General features: G+C 41.8%; 14 protein-coding genes. 3 read left to right on the forward strand and 11 right to left on the reverse strand.

The window, feature by feature from the left end:
• Positions 1-80: 80 nt before the first annotated feature.
• The gene (locus L1611_RS01990) at positions 81-338 is read left to right on the forward strand and encodes a DUF2624 family protein (protein WP_236311373.1); all 258 of its coding nucleotides are present in this window, start codon (positions 81-83) and stop codon (positions 336-338) included.
• A 133-nt stretch (positions 339-471) separates the two neighbouring features.
• On the opposite strand, the gene L1611_RS01995 is transcribed toward L1611_RS01990, so the two are convergent.
• Together L1611_RS01995 and L1611_RS02000 are read right to left on the reverse strand one after the other, a co-directional pair.
• Positions 472-1371 (reverse strand): deoxyribonuclease IV, encoded by a 900-nt coding sequence (locus L1611_RS01995; protein ID WP_236311374.1) that lies wholly within the window; start codon positions 1369-1371, stop codon positions 472-474.
• Positions 1372-1386: 15 nt separating this feature from the next.
• Positions 1387-2661 carry a DEAD/DEAH box helicase gene (locus L1611_RS02000; protein ID WP_236311376.1) on the reverse strand — a complete coding sequence of 425 codons (1275 nt, stop codon included), beginning with the start codon at positions 2659-2661 and terminating at the stop codon, positions 1387-1389.
• A 192-nt stretch (positions 2662-2853) separates the two neighbouring features.
• On the opposite strand from L1611_RS02000, the gene L1611_RS02005 reads away from it, so the two are divergent.
• Together L1611_RS02005 and L1611_RS02010 are read left to right on the forward strand one after the other, a co-directional pair.
• Positions 2854-3426 carry a YqfQ family protein gene (locus L1611_RS02005; protein WP_236311377.1) on the forward strand — a complete coding sequence of 191 codons (573 nt, stop codon included), beginning with the start codon at positions 2854-2856 and terminating at the stop codon, positions 3424-3426.
• An 81-nt stretch (positions 3427-3507) separates the two neighbouring features.
• A complete protein-coding gene (locus tag L1611_RS02010) occupies positions 3508-4455 on the forward strand; it encodes a 4-hydroxy-3-methylbut-2-enyl diphosphate reductase (protein WP_236311378.1) in 948 nt (315 codons plus the stop codon).
• Positions 4456-4795: 340 nt separating this feature from the next.
• Here the strand turns inward: L1611_RS02010 and L1611_RS02015 are convergent, their stop codons facing one another.
• The 9 genes from L1611_RS02015 to L1611_RS02055 form a co-directional block, all read right to left on the reverse strand.
• On the reverse strand, positions 4796-5920 hold the full coding sequence (locus L1611_RS02015) for a Nif3-like dinuclear metal center hexameric protein (RefSeq protein WP_322972500.1): 1125 nt from the start codon (positions 5918-5920) through the stop codon (positions 4796-4798).
• Positions 5917-6609, reverse strand: coding sequence for a tRNA (adenine(22)-N(1))-methyltransferase (locus L1611_RS02020; RefSeq protein ID WP_236311379.1), 693 nt, complete (start codon positions 6607-6609; stop codon positions 5917-5919). Before L1611_RS02020 ends, L1611_RS02015 begins: the two co-directional genes overlap by 4 nt.
• Positions 6610-6813: 204 nt before the next feature.
• Positions 6814-7185, reverse strand: a complete 372-nt coding sequence (gene cccA, locus L1611_RS02025) for a cytochrome c550 (protein ID WP_225063607.1) — start codon at positions 7183-7185, stop codon at positions 6814-6816.
• 178 nt (positions 7186-7363) lie between these two features.
• The gene (locus tag L1611_RS02030; protein WP_236311380.1) at positions 7364-8989 is read right to left on the reverse strand and encodes an AMP-binding protein; all 1626 of its coding nucleotides are present in this window, start codon (positions 8987-8989) and stop codon (positions 7364-7366) included.
• An 84-nt stretch (positions 8990-9073) separates the two neighbouring features.
• Positions 9074-10213, reverse strand: a complete 1140-nt coding sequence (locus tag L1611_RS02035) for an acyl-CoA dehydrogenase (protein WP_236311381.1) — start codon at positions 10211-10213, stop codon at positions 9074-9076.
• 318 nt (positions 10214-10531) lie between these two features.
• Positions 10532-11656 carry an RNA polymerase sigma factor RpoD gene (gene rpoD / locus L1611_RS02040; protein ID WP_221565630.1) on the reverse strand — a complete coding sequence of 375 codons (1125 nt, stop codon included), beginning with the start codon at positions 11654-11656 and terminating at the stop codon, positions 10532-10534.
• 22 nt (positions 11657-11678) lie between these two features.
• On the reverse strand, positions 11679-13502 hold the full coding sequence (gene dnaG / locus L1611_RS02045) for a DNA primase (protein WP_236311382.1): 1824 nt from the start codon (positions 13500-13502) through the stop codon (positions 11679-11681).
• A gap of 61 nt (positions 13503-13563) precedes the next feature.
• Entirely contained in the window at positions 13564-14019 is a 456-nt protein-coding gene (locus L1611_RS02050) for a YaiI/YqxD family protein (protein ID WP_236311383.1), read from the reverse strand.
• A 495-nt stretch (positions 14020-14514) separates the two neighbouring features.
• On the reverse strand, positions 14515-15336 hold the full coding sequence (locus L1611_RS02055) for a pyruvate, water dikinase regulatory protein (RefSeq protein ID WP_236311385.1): 822 nt from the start codon (positions 15334-15336) through the stop codon (positions 14515-14517).
• Positions 15337-15344 lie beyond the last annotated feature (8 nt).

A 15344-nucleotide genomic window follows, 5' to 3' on the forward strand; every position in this document is an offset into this window, starting at 1 on the left:
CATCCTTTATGCTTTGTTTTCATACAAGCACATAAATTCCGCCCACCTCATACATTATGCAAAGAGGAGGGGAACGGGGGATGAATCCTTTTCTACAACAAATGATCAACCACAAACTCAATAATCTGTCCGCTGAAGAACTGACTGCGCTGGCCTCACAATACAATATCCAATTGACGGATACTCAAGCAGTGCAGATCATCCGTATTCTTAGGAAAGAAAAAATTGACGTTGCAGATCTTCAACAAAGAGAACGGATCATCAAACAAATCGAAGCTGTTGTTGGTCCACACACTGCCCAAACCGTCAAAGTAATGTTTCAGTCGATCATCCGATGAACATATGGTAATCAAAAAGCTGACCCCTCTAACGTCTGGCACCTCCTTTCTGAAAGGGGATGGCCTAGGCATACCTCTGTAGGGTCAGCTCTTGTTTATAGTCGAATGGTAATGAAGTTTGAAATGATTATCCTTATGCTTGTACGATTTTTTCTAATAATTGGTCATCGTATGTTTTTCCACGAAGCATATCGATTTCAAATTTATATGGAGGTTTCTTATTTTTCTTGTCCCCATTGATTGCTACATAAGGGGTTTCAAGTATTTTTGGTATATCCTCCAGCTGCGGATGGTGCACGACATAATTCAATGTATTGAATCCTATTTTTCCAAATCCGATATTTTCATGTCGATCCTTGCAAGCACCGCATTCATTCTTGCTATCATTGATATGAAGTACTTTTAATCGATCGAGCCCGATAATTTTATCGAACTCATTCAATACACCATCAAAATCATTGATCAAATCATAACCGGCATCATGTGTATGACATGTATCAAAACATACTGAGAGCTTTTCATTGTGGGTGACACCATCTATGATCGCAGCAAGTTCTTCAAACCTTCTACCGCATTCAGATCCTTTCCCTGCCATAGTCTCTAATGCAATTTGAACATTTTGTTCAGGGGTGATGACTTCATTCAACCCTTCAATGATTTTTTGGATACCTGCTTCTGCACCTGCACCTACATGAGCTCCAGGATGGAGAACGATTTGTTTTGCCCCGATCGCTTCTGTTCTCTCAATTTCCGATCTTAAGAAGTCCACCCCTAATCGGAATGTCTGTGGTTTGGATGTATTCCCGATGTTGATGATATAAGGGGCATGAACGACAATCTCCTCGATTCCGTTCTCTTTCATATGAGCGACGCCATTCTCGATATTGAGTTCTTCAATGGCTTTACGGCGTGTGTTTTGGGGAGCGCCGGTATAAATCATGAAGGTGTTTCCTCCATATGAAACCGCTTCTTCACTTGCACCTAACAACATCTTTTTCCCACTCATGGAAACATGAGATCCTAATTTAAGCATTATAAATTTCCCCCTCTATTTATTTCTTTTACGGTTATACTGTTTCTTTTTCTCTTGAAACTTTTTCTTATAACCTGGTTTGACTTGTTTGGGCTTCGGCATGGTGAACTCATTAGGATCCTTCGCTTTCTTTCTTGGTCGTGAACGTTGGACATTCACATTCGCCCATTCCCCATCTTTAAGATCCTTATGCTCGAAGGAAATCCCTTTCTTTTCAAGCTTTTCGATTTTATCAATTTCATCACGTCCATATAAAACAGCTGCAATACCACTCATCCCAGCACGCCCCGTGCGGCCAGACCGATGGATATAGTAATCGAGGTCGGTTGGAATTTGATAATGGATGATATGGCTTATCCCCTTTATATCGATCCCTCTAGCTGCCAAGTCGGTTGCGACGAGATATTGGCATTCAGCATCCGCCACACGTTTCATGACATGCTTCCGTGTACGTGGAGGGAGGTCCCCATGAAGCCGATCGACATTCAAACCTTCTTGAATCATGGCATCTGCCACCTCATCGGCATCCTTTTTTGTATTCGTAAAAACGATGGCCAAATATGGATTGAATTTTTTTGCAATATCAATCGTCAATTGGATTCGATCACGGTGTCTTATAGGAACCGCAATATGTTCGATTTCGGCAGGTGAGGTTTCTTCAGGTTTAACATGAATATGTTTAGGGTTATTCATATATTTGCGTAAAAATGGGTTTAGATTTTCAGGGATGGTTGCTGAAAACACCATCATTTGCAAGTTATGTGCCATTCTCGAAGCAATCTGGTCGACATCCTCGATAAAGCCCATATCAAGCATTTGATCAGCTTCATCGACTACAAGCATATCAGCATTGAAAATCGATATCCCCTCTTCAACGACAAGATCCTTGATACGGCCAGGTGTACCTACGATCAAGTGTGGTTCATTCTTCAATTGATCGACCATACGTTTCCGGTCTGTACCGCCTACCACGGTCTTAACGGTAATAGGAGAATCTTCAACCAGTTTAACGGCTTCGTTGTATACTTGTCTCGCAAGCTCCCTTGTTGGTGCTGTAATGACAGCCTGTACTTTCTGGGTTTCAGGGTTGATTTTTTCTAAAATCGGCAGCAAGAAGGCAAGCGTCTTGCCTGATCCAGTCTGTGACTGACCAATGACATCATTTCCTTTGATGATGCTTGGGATGAGACGTTCCTGAATTTCAGTTGGTCTTTGAAAGTTCTGCTTTCTTAATGCCTCAAATAAAAACGGTTTTAATTGGAATCGTTGTTCAAACACATTATTTTTCATTTCTTTTATCACCTTCAGATGTATTTCCCACTTTAAGTATTATAGAGGATAGAAGAAAAAATCTCCATGTTTTTGGGGATATACCCAATCTTTTGTTGGATGGACACCATTCATACGAATTTCGCATATCTTGTTTATCAGAATAACCACTTTTCTGTAATGTTATCGAGAGTAGGAGAAAGGAGCATCTTTATGTACCGTATGCCTCCAGGATATGGACCCTATGGTATTGGGCTAATGTCGCCATTCGGACAGATGATGCCATTTAGAGGGGGATTTCCCGCTGCACGATCAGCCGGCTTTTTGACTCGGTTTCTTTCGCCCAATCCGAGCGGTGGACTCAATCTCGTAGGTATGGTTGAAAATGTACAAAAAGTGATGAAAATGGCTGATACTGTTCGGCCGTTGATCCAGCAATATGGTCCTATGGTGAAGAATATACCATCTATGCTTGAATTATTAAAAGAATACAAGAATTATTCTTCTGATTCTAATTCGACAGAGGAAAAAAAAGATGACAAAAAAGAAGAGATAAAAAATGCCGATGACAAAAAGACAAAATCGTCTCCCGTTGTGAAAAAGAAGAAATCTTCAACCACTGAGGAGAAAAAAACTTCATCGAGCGCTAAAAAAACTTCTGCACCAGTCAGCAGCAAGAAATCTTCCAAGAAACCGACCAAGAAAAAATCCATTCCAAAGGTGGCTCATGTCAAACCTGCACCCCAACCCATTAAACGCGATTCGGTTCCTAAACTCTATATATAGACGATATACATTTGTCAACGGTATCGGTCCTCCTTTATAATAAAGCGAGAAGTGTTTGTAACTAAAGGAGGACCTTTTCCTATGAAGGTAATCAAAGTCTCACCTCGCGGCTATTGTTATGGTGTTGTCGATGCGATGGTCATTGCAAGACATGCTGCGAATGATCCTAAAATACCCAGACCAATCTACATTCTTGGTATGATTGTTCATAATAAACATGTGACCGATGCCTTTGAAGAAGAAGGGATCATCACTCTTGATGGTCCTAATCGTCTGGAAATATTGAAACAAGTCGATCAAGGCACTGTCATCTTTACAGCCCACGGTGTATCCCCGGAGGTCAGACGGGTTGCTCGTGAAAAAGGGCTGCATACGATTGATGCGACTTGCCCAGATGTGACTGTCACACATGACCTGATCAAAGAGAAGAAAGAAGAAGGGTATCACGTAGCCTATATTGGAAAGAAAGGCCATCCCGAACCTGAAGGGGCAATAGGGATAGCTCCAGATATCGTTCATTTGATCGAAAATGAAGATGATGTCAAAAGACTCGACATTACAGCGGATAAAATCTTGATAACCAATCAGACGACAATGAGTCAATGGGATGTCCAACATCTCATTGAAATGATTCAAGAAAAATACCCCCAAGCTGAGGTCCACGAGGAAATCTGCAAGGCAACCCAGGTCAGACAGGAAGCAGTTGCCGTACAAGCAGTTGAAGCGGATTTGCTTCTCGTGGTCGGGGATCCTCGTAGTAATAACTCCAACCGCCTAGCACAGGTTTCTTGGGAAATTGCAGGAACCCCATCACACAGGATTGCAGATGTGACGGAAATCAAACTCGAGTGGTTGGAAAATGTTGATACGGTTGCTGTGACAGCTGGTGCATCTACTCCGACGCCAATTACAAAAGAAGTCATCATGTTCCTTGACCAGTATAACCCGGAAGATGAGTCTACCTGGATGAGAGAACGAAAGGTGAAATCAAGCAAAATCCTGCCTAAAGTTAAAGTAGCTAAGAAATAACATTGAAAGGACTGCCATTTTGGGCAGTCCTTTTTGTATATGGGCTTTTTCACAGTTTTTAGTTAAGATGTACCACGTTTTTCGATTTTTGACGAGCTAGCGAAGTCAAATCCCTCTTCCACTCAAACTTTTAAGACTTAACCAGTCTACAGAGACAATTTTTCTGTTAAAGACCGCCTGGGGATGGCCAATCAGTTCATTTATCCCTACAACTCAGGAACAAAACGCAACAAAATCAAAATTATCCCTACAACTCAAAAGTTATCTCGACAACTCAAATTTTTTCTCTACAACTTTAAAATTATCTCGACAAATGGAAAAATCTTCACGTATTAGCTACCTAGATAAATTGGAATGGATCCGTCTTTTCTTTACATCGATAGACTTTGGTCTCGAGATTCTTTTCGTCCAACCAGCCTTCCAAAATGTCGGCCACCCCGTCAATCATGACTTTTTCGATATTGTGACCAGGATCGATGATCGCCATGCCTTCCATCCAGGCATCATGTGCATAATGATATTTAATATCCCCTGTAATGAATACATCTGCTCCTTTTAACTTCGCTTTACGGATGAAATCATTACCTTCACCGCCAGAAACCGCTATTTTTTTCACGGGCTTCTGTAGGTCACCGACAACTCGAACTCCTCCTAGCTTGAAGGTCTTTTTAAGTTGTTCGGCAAGATCTCCTACTGTCATTTCCCCTTGAAGTTTCCCAATTCGTCCAACCCCTAATGGTTTCCCCGGATTTTCAAGTGTAAGAAGGTCATACGCCACTTCTTCATACGGATGCGATTCTCGCAATGCGGCAATTACCTCTTTCTCAATACTTGCCGGGTAAATTGTCTCAACTTTGATTTCATCTACAAATTCTATTTTTCCTTGTTCCCCGATATGAGGGTTAGTTCCTTCATGAGGTATGAAGGTTCCGGTTCCCGGTGTATTAAAGGTACAATGGCTGTAGTTTCCGATGAAACCTGATCCAGCATTGCCAAGGGCATCACGGACAGCTTCAGCATGCGTTCCAGGAACGAAAACGATCAGTTTCTTTAATTGATCTTCTGCAGTCTCAACAAGGACTTCTGTATCTCCAATACCAATTATATGTGCAAGCAGATCATTCACCCCACCTTCGGCAACATCAAGGTTGGTGTGAGCTGCATACAACGTGATATCATGCTTTAAAAGCTTTTGAATCGTACGGCCGTGTGAAGTATCAGGATTAATTTTCCTCAAGGGCATATAAATGAGAGGGTGATGCGAGATGATCAGGTCGACTTCCTCCCGGATCGCTTCATCGATGACAGGTTCTATGACATCGAGTGTAACCATGACTTTTTTAACCCGCTTTTTCAAAGAACCTACTTGAAGTCCTATCGGATCTCCTTCCATAGCCAGCCATTTAGGCGCAAGTTGTTCCATCCGTTGGATGATCTCTTGAGCGTGTGCGTGTTTTTTACTCACTTTATCGCCTCCGAAACTGCATTGATTTTTTTCTTTAATTGCTCTTTTCTTTCACTTACTTCATCCGTAGGCAGAGCTCTTTCAAGCTGGACGAGAATTTTTTCCCAGTTATCCCTTTCCCGTTTCCACTTCTTTTGGAACGAGCTATTATTCTGTTTCATCAATAGGGGGCCTAATAACTTTTCGGACTCAGTGAAAACAAACGGCGTATTTGTTCGTTTGGCAACAAGAATTTCATAGATCTTTTCATCTTCTTCAAGTATTGATTCTTCGGTCAATTTCCAGTTATTCTTTTCAAACCATTCACGTATGAATCGGGCTCCCATATTGGGTTGGAGAATAAGCAGATCCACCCCAGGCAACCTATCTTTTCCTCTTTCTAAAATGTTACTGATCAATTGTCCGCCCATCCCAGCAATCACCACTACGGATACCTCTTGGGCGGATATGACTTCAAGGCCATCCCCCAATCTTACTTCAATTTGATCCTCTAATCCTAACGCTTTGACTTGGTTATAGGCTGATTGGTAAGGTCCTTGGTTGACTTCACCAGCGATCGCCTTTTCGATTATCCCTTTCTTGACACAATAGCAAGGAAGAAAAGCGTGATCAGAGCCGATATCAGCAATGGTAGAGCCCTTTGGTATGTATGTTGTCACTTTTTCTAAACGGTTGGATATGGATATCATCTATTTTCACCTATTCTACTATTCATACTGAAATACAGTCCTACTATAGCTTTTTTCAAAGTATTCTTCAACTTTGGTTCGTGTACGCTTACAATTCCAAAGAGCAGACACAAAAAAAGGCATGACCCTTAAATGTTTGTGTTCCAAATCCTTGGAGGTGACAGACATTTAAATTGAGTCAGCCTTTACTGAAGTCTTGTTATCTTATTCTTCTCCGCCTTTTTCGCCGCCGCCTTCTTCTCCGCCATTAACCAGGAATTCAGCGACTGCTTGCGCTTCTTCTGCACTTAATGACTGAGCTGGCATTTGACCTTTACCATTTTGGATGATTTCAGCGATCTCTTCCGGTTTATACTTAGAACCGACATCTGTAAGATTTGGCCCCATACCACCTTCAAGGTTTTGACCATGGCAGGATGTACAGGTTTGTTGTACAATTTCCTGTGGTTTTACTTCTTCTCCACCGCCAGCTGCTTCTTGTTTCGCTTCATTCACACCTACAGCAGATAAAACAATCATAATTGCAATGCCGAATACAGCAGTAATGGCGAATGGAATCAATGGATTTCTTTTCATCTCTTGTCCTCCTTGTGATGCAGGTTGATTCTGTTGTTAGTGTTTCCTACCTATGTAATAGTAAACAAGCCATTTACTATTTTACTTGAAAATCAATAGGAAGGAAAGTCTTAACTAGAGAGACGAGACATTTGTCATGAATTGGACACGTTTCCCCCGCCATTACCGCTGGATCCATTTATTTCCCCTTTAATTCTTCTACAAGTTTCCGGAGTTTATATTTTTGTATTTTACCTGATGCAGTCATAGGATATTCATCAACGAAAAAGATAAATTCAGGGATTTTATACCGAGCGATTTTCCCTTCACAATAAGAGCGGATCTCTTCATCCGCCACAGATTCTCCTTCTTTTATTTGTACACACGCCGCTACCTTTTCTCCATATTTTTCATCCGGGACCCCAATCACCTGGACATCGACTATTGAAGGATTCGTATAAAGAAACTCCTCTATTTCCCTTGGATAAATGTTTTCTCCCCCGCGGATGATCATATCTTTCAATCTGCCGGTGATTTTCACATAACCTTCCTCATCAATCGTCGCTAAGTCACCAGTATGGAGCCAGCCCTCTGAATCGATTGCCTTCGCTGTCGCCTCAGGCATATTATAATACCCCTTCATCACAAGATAACCTCTTGTGCAAAGCTCTCCTTGCTCCCCTACAGGTACTTCTTCCCCTGTCGCCGGATCGACAATCTTAACCTCTACGATTGGGTGTTTCTTCCCGACCGTTTCCACACGTCTTTCAATAGGGTCATCTGTCCGGGTTTGTGTGATCACTGGTGAAGATTCAGTCTGGCCATACGCAATCGTAATTTCGTCCATCCCCATCAGATTCATGACTTTCTTCATGACCTCGATCGGACAGGGGGATCCAGCCATGATACCAGTGCGTAAAGTAGATAGATCATAATCATCAAAACAATCCAGATTCAATTCTGCTATGAACATGGTTGGCACCCCATGTAAACCCGTACATTTTTCCTTTTCAACTGTCTTTAAGACAAGCTCAGGATCAAATTGGACAATCGGAACCATTGTCGCTCCGACTGATACACAAGCAAGTACTCCAAGCACACAGCCAAAACAATGGAAGAATGGAACCGGGATACATAGACGGTCTCTTTCAGAAAGGTTCATCGCGTTTGCCACCTGATAGCCATTGTTGACGATATTATGGTGTGTCAGCATAACCCCTTTCGGAAAGCCCGTCGTCCCGCTCGTATACTGCATATTGATCACATCATGCGGTTCAAGTATGTTCTCACGCTCGGCTAATTCTTCATTGCTGATCGATTCTCCCATTTTCATAAAGTTTTCCCATGAGAGCAACCCAGTTTCGGCTTTTTCCTCCATAAAAACAAGCTGCTTAAGCTTTGGAAGGCTGTTCGAGCTGACCTTGCCGTTAATGTCGGTTGTCCCCACAATGGATTGGACGATTTCGACATATGAAGTATCTCGGAACTTGTCCATCATGAACAGGGTCGTCGTATCAGATTGCTTCAAGAGATATTCCAATTCGTTTTTCTGATAGTTGGTATTGACTGTTACAAGCACCGCCCCCATCCGCGCGGATCCGAATTGCAATAATAACCACTCAAATCTGTTTGTTGACCAGGCTGCGATATGCTCCCCTTTTTTCACACCTAGAGCCATGAGGGCTTTTGCAACTTGTCCAGTCAACTCATAGAATCCTTCATATGTATGTCTTATACCCTCTTTATTATAGACAACCGCCTCATGGTCTGGTAATCGCAGTGCTTTTTCCTTCAATAATTGACCAATTGTTTGGTTCAAATACATCCCAGCACCTCCGCGTTTTGTTGACTTCAAAAAAGTCAAAAGAGAGGAAGACTCTAAAGAATCCCCCTTATTCTTTGAAAGTTGTTAACAGCCCAGCTCCCGGGCAATAACCATTCGTTGAACTTCAGATGTACCTTCCCCGATTTCAAGAAGCCTTCCATCGCGATAATATCGCTCAACATGATAATCTTTCATATAACCATAACCACCATGGATCTGGATTGCTTGAGTGCACACTTCCATACAGATTTCTGATGCATAGAGTTTTGCCATTGAGGCTTCTTTTGCGAACTTGCGCCCTTGATCTTTCAACCATGCAGCTTTATAAACCATAGTTCTAGCGAGTTCAATCTTCATCGCCATATCAGCAAGCTTGAATTGGGTTGCCTGGAATTTTGATAGCGGTTTTCCAAATTGTTTTCTTTCTTGCGCATAAGACAATGCTTTTTCGTACGCAGCCTGGGCAATTCCGACCCCCATGGCACCGATGCCGATTCTTCCGCCATCAAGCGTCATTAGGAATTGTCTGAATCCGTTCCCTCTTTTTCCAAGCATGTTTTCTTCAGGTACACGGACATCTTCCATGATCAATTCTGTAGTATTGGATGAGTTCAAGCCTAATTTCTCGTAATTATCGATAACCTTGAATCCAGGTGCCTCCGTACTTGTGATGAATGCAGTAATTTCCTTTTCTCCATCCTTACGATCCGTCACTGCAGTCAGAGCCAGGTTTTTTGCATAGCTAGCATTTGTAATGAAGCATTTACTGCCGTTGATGACCCACTCGCCTTCCTGATGTATCGCGGTTGTTTCGGTTCCACCCGCATCTGAGCCAGCGTTCGGTTCAGTGAGACCAAAAGCACCTAGGGACTCCCCAGTACAGATCGGCGTCAGATATTTTTGTTTTTGCTCTTCCGTTCCAAACATGTTGATGGGGGCTCCACCTAATGAAATATGAGCGGAGTAAGTGATTCCGGCAGAGCCGCATGCCCTGCTCAATTCCTCTACAACGATAGCAAAGCTGACGGTGTCAGCTCCCCCTCCCCCGTATTCTTCTGGAAATGGAAGGCCCATCAAGCCGAGATCCCCAAGCTTTTTGAACATTTCAACTGGAAACCTCTTCTCTTTATCCCGTTGTTCTGCTCCTGGTGCTACTTCCTCTTCAGCAAATTCCCTGATCATTTTGTAAATCATTTTCTGTTCATCTGTTAAATCGAAGTTCATTTACTCCACTCCTGACTGTTCTTTTGTATCTGTTTGTATACGCTTACATCAATTATACGTATAAATACAACAATTTTTCAACAGTTAAAAAAAGTCCGAAAATATCAGAGTAGAAAAACGAATACCAAAAATTTCCGAACAAAGTTTGCAAATGGAGATGAAAATAAGTAAAATAAAGGACAAAGATGAGTGGTATTTTCTAATAGATGGTAAATCTGAATGGGGAAGTTATTATATCAGGAGAACGATCCGGATTTTGTATCGAATACAAAAAACGAACCATCTCGTTTTCAGAGACGATTCGTTTTCAACCGCAAACTATTCTAAAAAGTCTTTCAAGCGTTTACTTCTGCTAGGGTGGCGAAGCTTACGCAATGCTTTCGCTTCAATTTGACGGATACGTTCACGTGTAACACCGAATACCTTTCCTACCTCTTCAAGTGTTCGCGTACGTCCATCATCTAGTCCAAAGCGGAGTCGAAGGACGTTTTCTTCACGATCGGTCAATGTATCTAATACGTCCTCCAGCTGTTCTTTCAATAACTCGTAAGCAGCTGCATCAGAAGGAGCTAGTGCATCTTGGTCTTCGATGAAGTCCCCAAGATGGGAATCATCTTCCTCTCCAATCGGAGTTTCAAGCGAGACAGGTTCCTGGGCGATCTTCAAGATTTCTCTTACTTTATCAGGAGTAAGCTCCATTTCTTTTCCGATCTCTTCAGGTGTCGGTTCACGACCGATATCTTGTAAGAGCTGACGCTGCACCCGGATCAGTTTGTTGATCGTTTCGACCATATGGACCGGTATACGGATTGTACGTGCCTGGTCTGCAATAGCACGTGTGATCGCTTGACGGATCCACCATGTTGCATAGGTACTGAATTTATATCCTTTACGATAGTCGAACTTTTCAACAGCTTTGATCAGACCCATGTTTCCTTCCTGGATCAAATCCAAGAATAACATTCCTCGGCCGACATAGCGTTTCGCAATACTGACTACAAGACGGAGGTTTGCTTCAGCTAACCGACGTTTTGCTTCTTCATCACCTTGTTCGATTCTTTGCGCAAGGCTGATTTCATCATCGGCTGATAATAGATCCACTCGACCGATTTCTTTCAAATACATCCTGACTGGGTCGTTTATTTTCACTCCAGGAGGTACACTTAAATCGTTCAAGTCGAACTCGTCATCCCCACTTTTCACTACCTCTTGAATATTTGGGTCATCTCCATCCTCTTCATCCACTATTTCAATACCTTGATCACCCAAATACTCATAGAATACATCCATTTGTTCCGAGTCCTGTTCAAATGGGGCAAGTTTATTGGTAACTTCATTATAAGTGAGGACGCCTCTCTTCTTACCGAGTTCAACTAATTGTTCCTTTACTTGATCGATGGTTAATTCACCCTCCGCTTCCTGGCGATTAGGTTTCTCAGCCATGCGATCCCCTCCTTCCATACTTCTAACTTCTGTTGCTGACTTTCAAAGCCTTCTTCAGTTCGACGATTTCCATCGCGATTTGTGCAGCTTCAACCATTTTTTGTTCACGTTCTGCACGTTTTTTGTCTTTCTCTTTCTCTTGTATCTGAATTAATTTAGGATATTTTTTTATTTGATTGACATAATCATATAATTCCTGATCCGATATATCCTCATTAATTGTAAGCATTGCTAATTCAGTGACGACTTGCTTCAAACGTTGATCGTCCACCCTTTCTAAAAACAAGCTGATATCAGGTGTATGACCTTCTGCGTAAAAAGCATATAAGTAAGCTGCAATCGCACTATATTCCTCAATGTTGAAAGCGCCACCCATCAGTTCTTCTACCTTCTCTGCAAGACTCACATCCTTCAGCATATGGGCTAACAATATCCTTTCTGCATTATGAAAAGCAGGTAACAGTCGTGAGGATTGCCCGATATATTTCTTACGGTTATTCTCCCTATTTCGACCATCATTATCCTTTTTCCTTTTATTACTTAAAAATGCTTGATATTGTTGCTGTTTCAGTGCGTCTAAGGAGAGATTGAATTCTTCGGCAATTTGCCGCAAATAGTGGTCTCTTTCAACAGCTTTAGGAAGTTTTGCAACTTCATGTAGTATCTCTTCGATATAGCGCATGCGTTCTCCTTCATCTTGGAGATTTTTCCCTCTGCGCATGAACTGCATCTTGAAAGCCATTACCGTCAAACTAGCCCCTATTACATCCTGTTTAAAACGTTCACCACCGTGTTTTTGGATATAGTCATCAGGGTCTAAGCCTTGAGGCATCTGGGCAATCCGCACATTACAATTCATTTGTTCGAGAAGTTCTATGGCACGGAACGCTGCTGTAATCCCGGCATTATCTGAATCATAACAAATGATGACTGACGTGACATTCCTGGTTAATAGTTTTGCCTGTTCCGGTGTCAGCGAAGTTCCGAGTGTGGCTACACAGTTCGAAATACCAGCCTTCCATGCTGCAATGACGTCTACATAACCTTCGAACAGGACCACTTTATCTTCTTTCCGCATATCAGGTCTTGCAAGATGATAACCGTATAAAATCTTCCCTTTGTTGAAAATCTTCGTTTCAGGACTGTTCAAATACTTCGGTTCACCATCTCCAAGGATTCTGCCTCCGAATGCAATGTTTTTCCCCTGACTATCCCAAATCGGGAACATGATCCGATCTCTGAACCGGTCGAAGAACTTCCCATCGAACTCGCGCTTCGCTACAAGCCCAGCATCTTGCATGACAGGAAGTGAATAGTTCCTTTTCTGCAGGAAAGCACTTACGAATTCCCAGGAGTCCGGCGCATAACCGATTTGGAAATGATCGATCATATCATCGGTAAATCCCCGATTATACAAGTACTCCTTTGCTTTTTGCCCGTAATCGGTATTTGTTAAACAATGGTGATATAGACGCGCAAGCAATCCATGTCCTTCCTTCATGATTTCTTTTTCCTTACTGACTTGATCGTTTTGATTGAACGAAGCTAATTCTGGCAATTCAATCCCTACCCGGTCAGCGAGATTCTTGACTGTCTCTATGAAAGTGAAACCCTCAACCTCCATAAGGAACGAGAAGACGTTTCCCCCCTTCCCACAGCCAAAACACCGGAAAATCTGTTTTTCTCCAGAGACAGAGAATGAAGGTGTATTTTCGTTATGGAAGGGGCAAAGGCCGAAATAGTTACGACCCTGTTTCTTAAGTTGAACATATTCCCCGACAACATCAATGATATCGTTGGATTTTTGAATTTGTTCAATTGTTTCTTCAGGAATCCGTGATCCCATGTTATCACCATTCTTTACTGTTCTATCCTACTTTAAAACAAGAAATTGAGAAGAAGTAAATTTAGCCCTGAGATAAGATCAGTTCAAAGTTCTGTCTGAACCTTCGAGCATCTTCCTCTGTAAACCGGGGTGGCCCTTTCGTCCGATGTCCTGAACGTCTCAGTTTACTTGAGTAATAGCGGGATTGTAATAATGAAGGCATTTCTTCTTCGGTAAAACGTTTCCCGCGCGGTGATATGGCATACACGCCTTTCGATACCAAAAGACTCGCAAGCCCATGATCCTGGGTGATGACAACATTCCCTTCTATTGACTGGTTGACGATGTATATATCTACTGATTCAGGTTCTGCATCAACCATGATCCAATCTGCGTTTCGATGTTGATCTGTAGCATGACAGTAAGAGGCAATAAAAAAAACCTTGTACTCATAGAAATTCGAGATTTCAAGGATTGCTTTCTTTATTTGATTTGGACAAGCATCTGCATCAACCAACACATTTCGCGTTTTCTTCATGTATTTAATTTCTACATCCTCTCAATAATTCCTGCCAGCAATCCAATGTTTTATATTTCAGAATATTGTCGAATTTCGCTTTTTTAGTATACCCAAAATTTGGTTACCTCAAACAAGCATAAAAATTCCACACAATAGAGTATTATAACGGATTTTCCATCAGTTGACCATCATAAAGTACTCTTTGCTATTATATTTCGACAAATAATGCAAATAACCTTTAATTCTTTTATAGAAAGTTGAAAGAATCCTCAGATTGAAAGTATGAATAAGTGCTTCCATAGGGTACTACCAAGACCCCATACTGAATTATCAGTATACAAAAGTAAAAAGGTATTTTCGTTATAGATGGTTGCTTTACAATTTGGAAACCTCACACAAACCTTTTCATAAGATTCCGTAATACTTTTCGTCTTCTGTAATTAAAAAGAAGGGGCTGACTGGCTACTTTTTGTCAACCCCTTCAATCTATTCATTTCACACTAAGATTATTACTTACCGATACCTGTTTTTATGAATATTCAAAATGTAGTTCGCCGTTTCCTCCACAGCTTTATTGGACACATCTATTACTCTGCACCCTAGACGATCGACGACTTTATCAAAGTATTCCAGCTCGTCTTTTATCCTGTTCATGTTCGCGTAATTGGCATGGTCATCCAATCCTAAAGCTTTTAACCGTTCCCTGCGGATATCGTTCAACTTTTCCGGACTGATACGGAGCCCATAACATTTGGAGGTAGATACTTTGTATAATTCCTCTGGCGGCTCCACCTCAGGGACAATCGGAACATTAGCGACCTTGAAACGTTTTAAAGCCAAATATTGTGAGAGAGGGGTCTTAGAGGTACGTGATACACCGACTAACACGATGTCCGCTTTTAATATCCCCCTTGGGTCTCTTCCATCATCATACTTTACCGCAAATTCGATCGCTTCTACTTTTCTGAAATACTCTTCATCAAGTTTATGGACAAGTCCTGGTTCATTCCGTGGACTCTTTTGAAAAACATTTGCCATTTGTGTAATCATCGGCCCGACAATATCAATAGCAGGTACATCTTCTCGTGCAGCCAACTGTTTCAGATAGTCTTTGATTTCTGGAACAACCAGGGTAAAACCGATGATCGCCTCGTTATCCTTAGCTAACGCAACCACTTCTCTTACGGTTTGTTCATCATCAACATATGGGAAACGTCTGATTTCTATGTTGGTCGAATTGAATTGGCTTGCTGCAGCTTTCACAACCAATTCAGCTGTTTCACCCACTGAATCGGAAACGACATATACAATTGGTCGTTCTATTTTGTCTGGCATAGGTACCT

This window comes from Pseudalkalibacillus salsuginis (genome assembly GCF_021646685.1).
Lineage (GTDB): Bacteria > Bacillota > Bacilli > Bacillales > Fictibacillaceae > Pseudalkalibacillus > Pseudalkalibacillus salsuginis.

Coding starts and splice junctions, on each gene's coding strand:
- L1611_RS01990 (WP_236311373.1), top strand. CDS start 81: ATGAATCCTTTTCTACAACAAATGATCAACCACAAACTCAATAATCTG.
- L1611_RS01995 (WP_236311374.1), bottom strand. CDS start 1,371: ATGCTTAAATTAGGATCTCATGTTTCCATGAGTGGGAAAAAGATGTTG.
- L1611_RS02000 (WP_236311376.1), bottom strand. CDS start 2,661: ATGAAAAATAATGTGTTTGAACAACGATTCCAATTAAAACCGTTTTTA.
- L1611_RS02005 (WP_236311377.1), top strand. CDS start 2,854: ATGTACCGTATGCCTCCAGGATATGGACCCTATGGTATTGGGCTAATG.
- L1611_RS02010 (WP_236311378.1), top strand. CDS start 3,508: ATGAAGGTAATCAAAGTCTCACCTCGCGGCTATTGTTATGGTGTTGTC.
- L1611_RS02020 (WP_236311379.1), bottom strand. CDS start 6,609: ATGATATCCATATCCAACCGTTTAGAAAAAGTGACAACATACATACCA.
- cccA (WP_225063607.1), bottom strand. CDS start 7,185: ATGAAAAGAAATCCATTGATTCCATTCGCCATTACTGCTGTATTCGGC.
- L1611_RS02030 (WP_236311380.1), bottom strand. CDS start 8,989: ATGTATTTGAACCAAACAATTGGTCAATTATTGAAGGAAAAAGCACTG.
- L1611_RS02035 (WP_236311381.1), bottom strand. CDS start 10,213: ATGAACTTCGATTTAACAGATGAACAGAAAATGATTTACAAAATGATC.
- rpoD (WP_221565630.1), bottom strand. CDS start 11,656: ATGGCTGAGAAACCTAATCGCCAGGAAGCGGAGGGTGAATTAACCATC.
- dnaG (WP_236311382.1), bottom strand. CDS start 13,502: ATGGGATCACGGATTCCTGAAGAAACAATTGAACAAATTCAAAAATCC.
- L1611_RS02050 (WP_236311383.1), bottom strand. CDS start 14,019: ATGAAGAAAACGCGAAATGTGTTGGTTGATGCAGATGCTTGTCCAAAT.
- L1611_RS02055 (WP_236311385.1), bottom strand. CDS start 15,336: ATGCCAGACAAAATAGAACGACCAATTGTATATGTCGTTTCCGATTCA.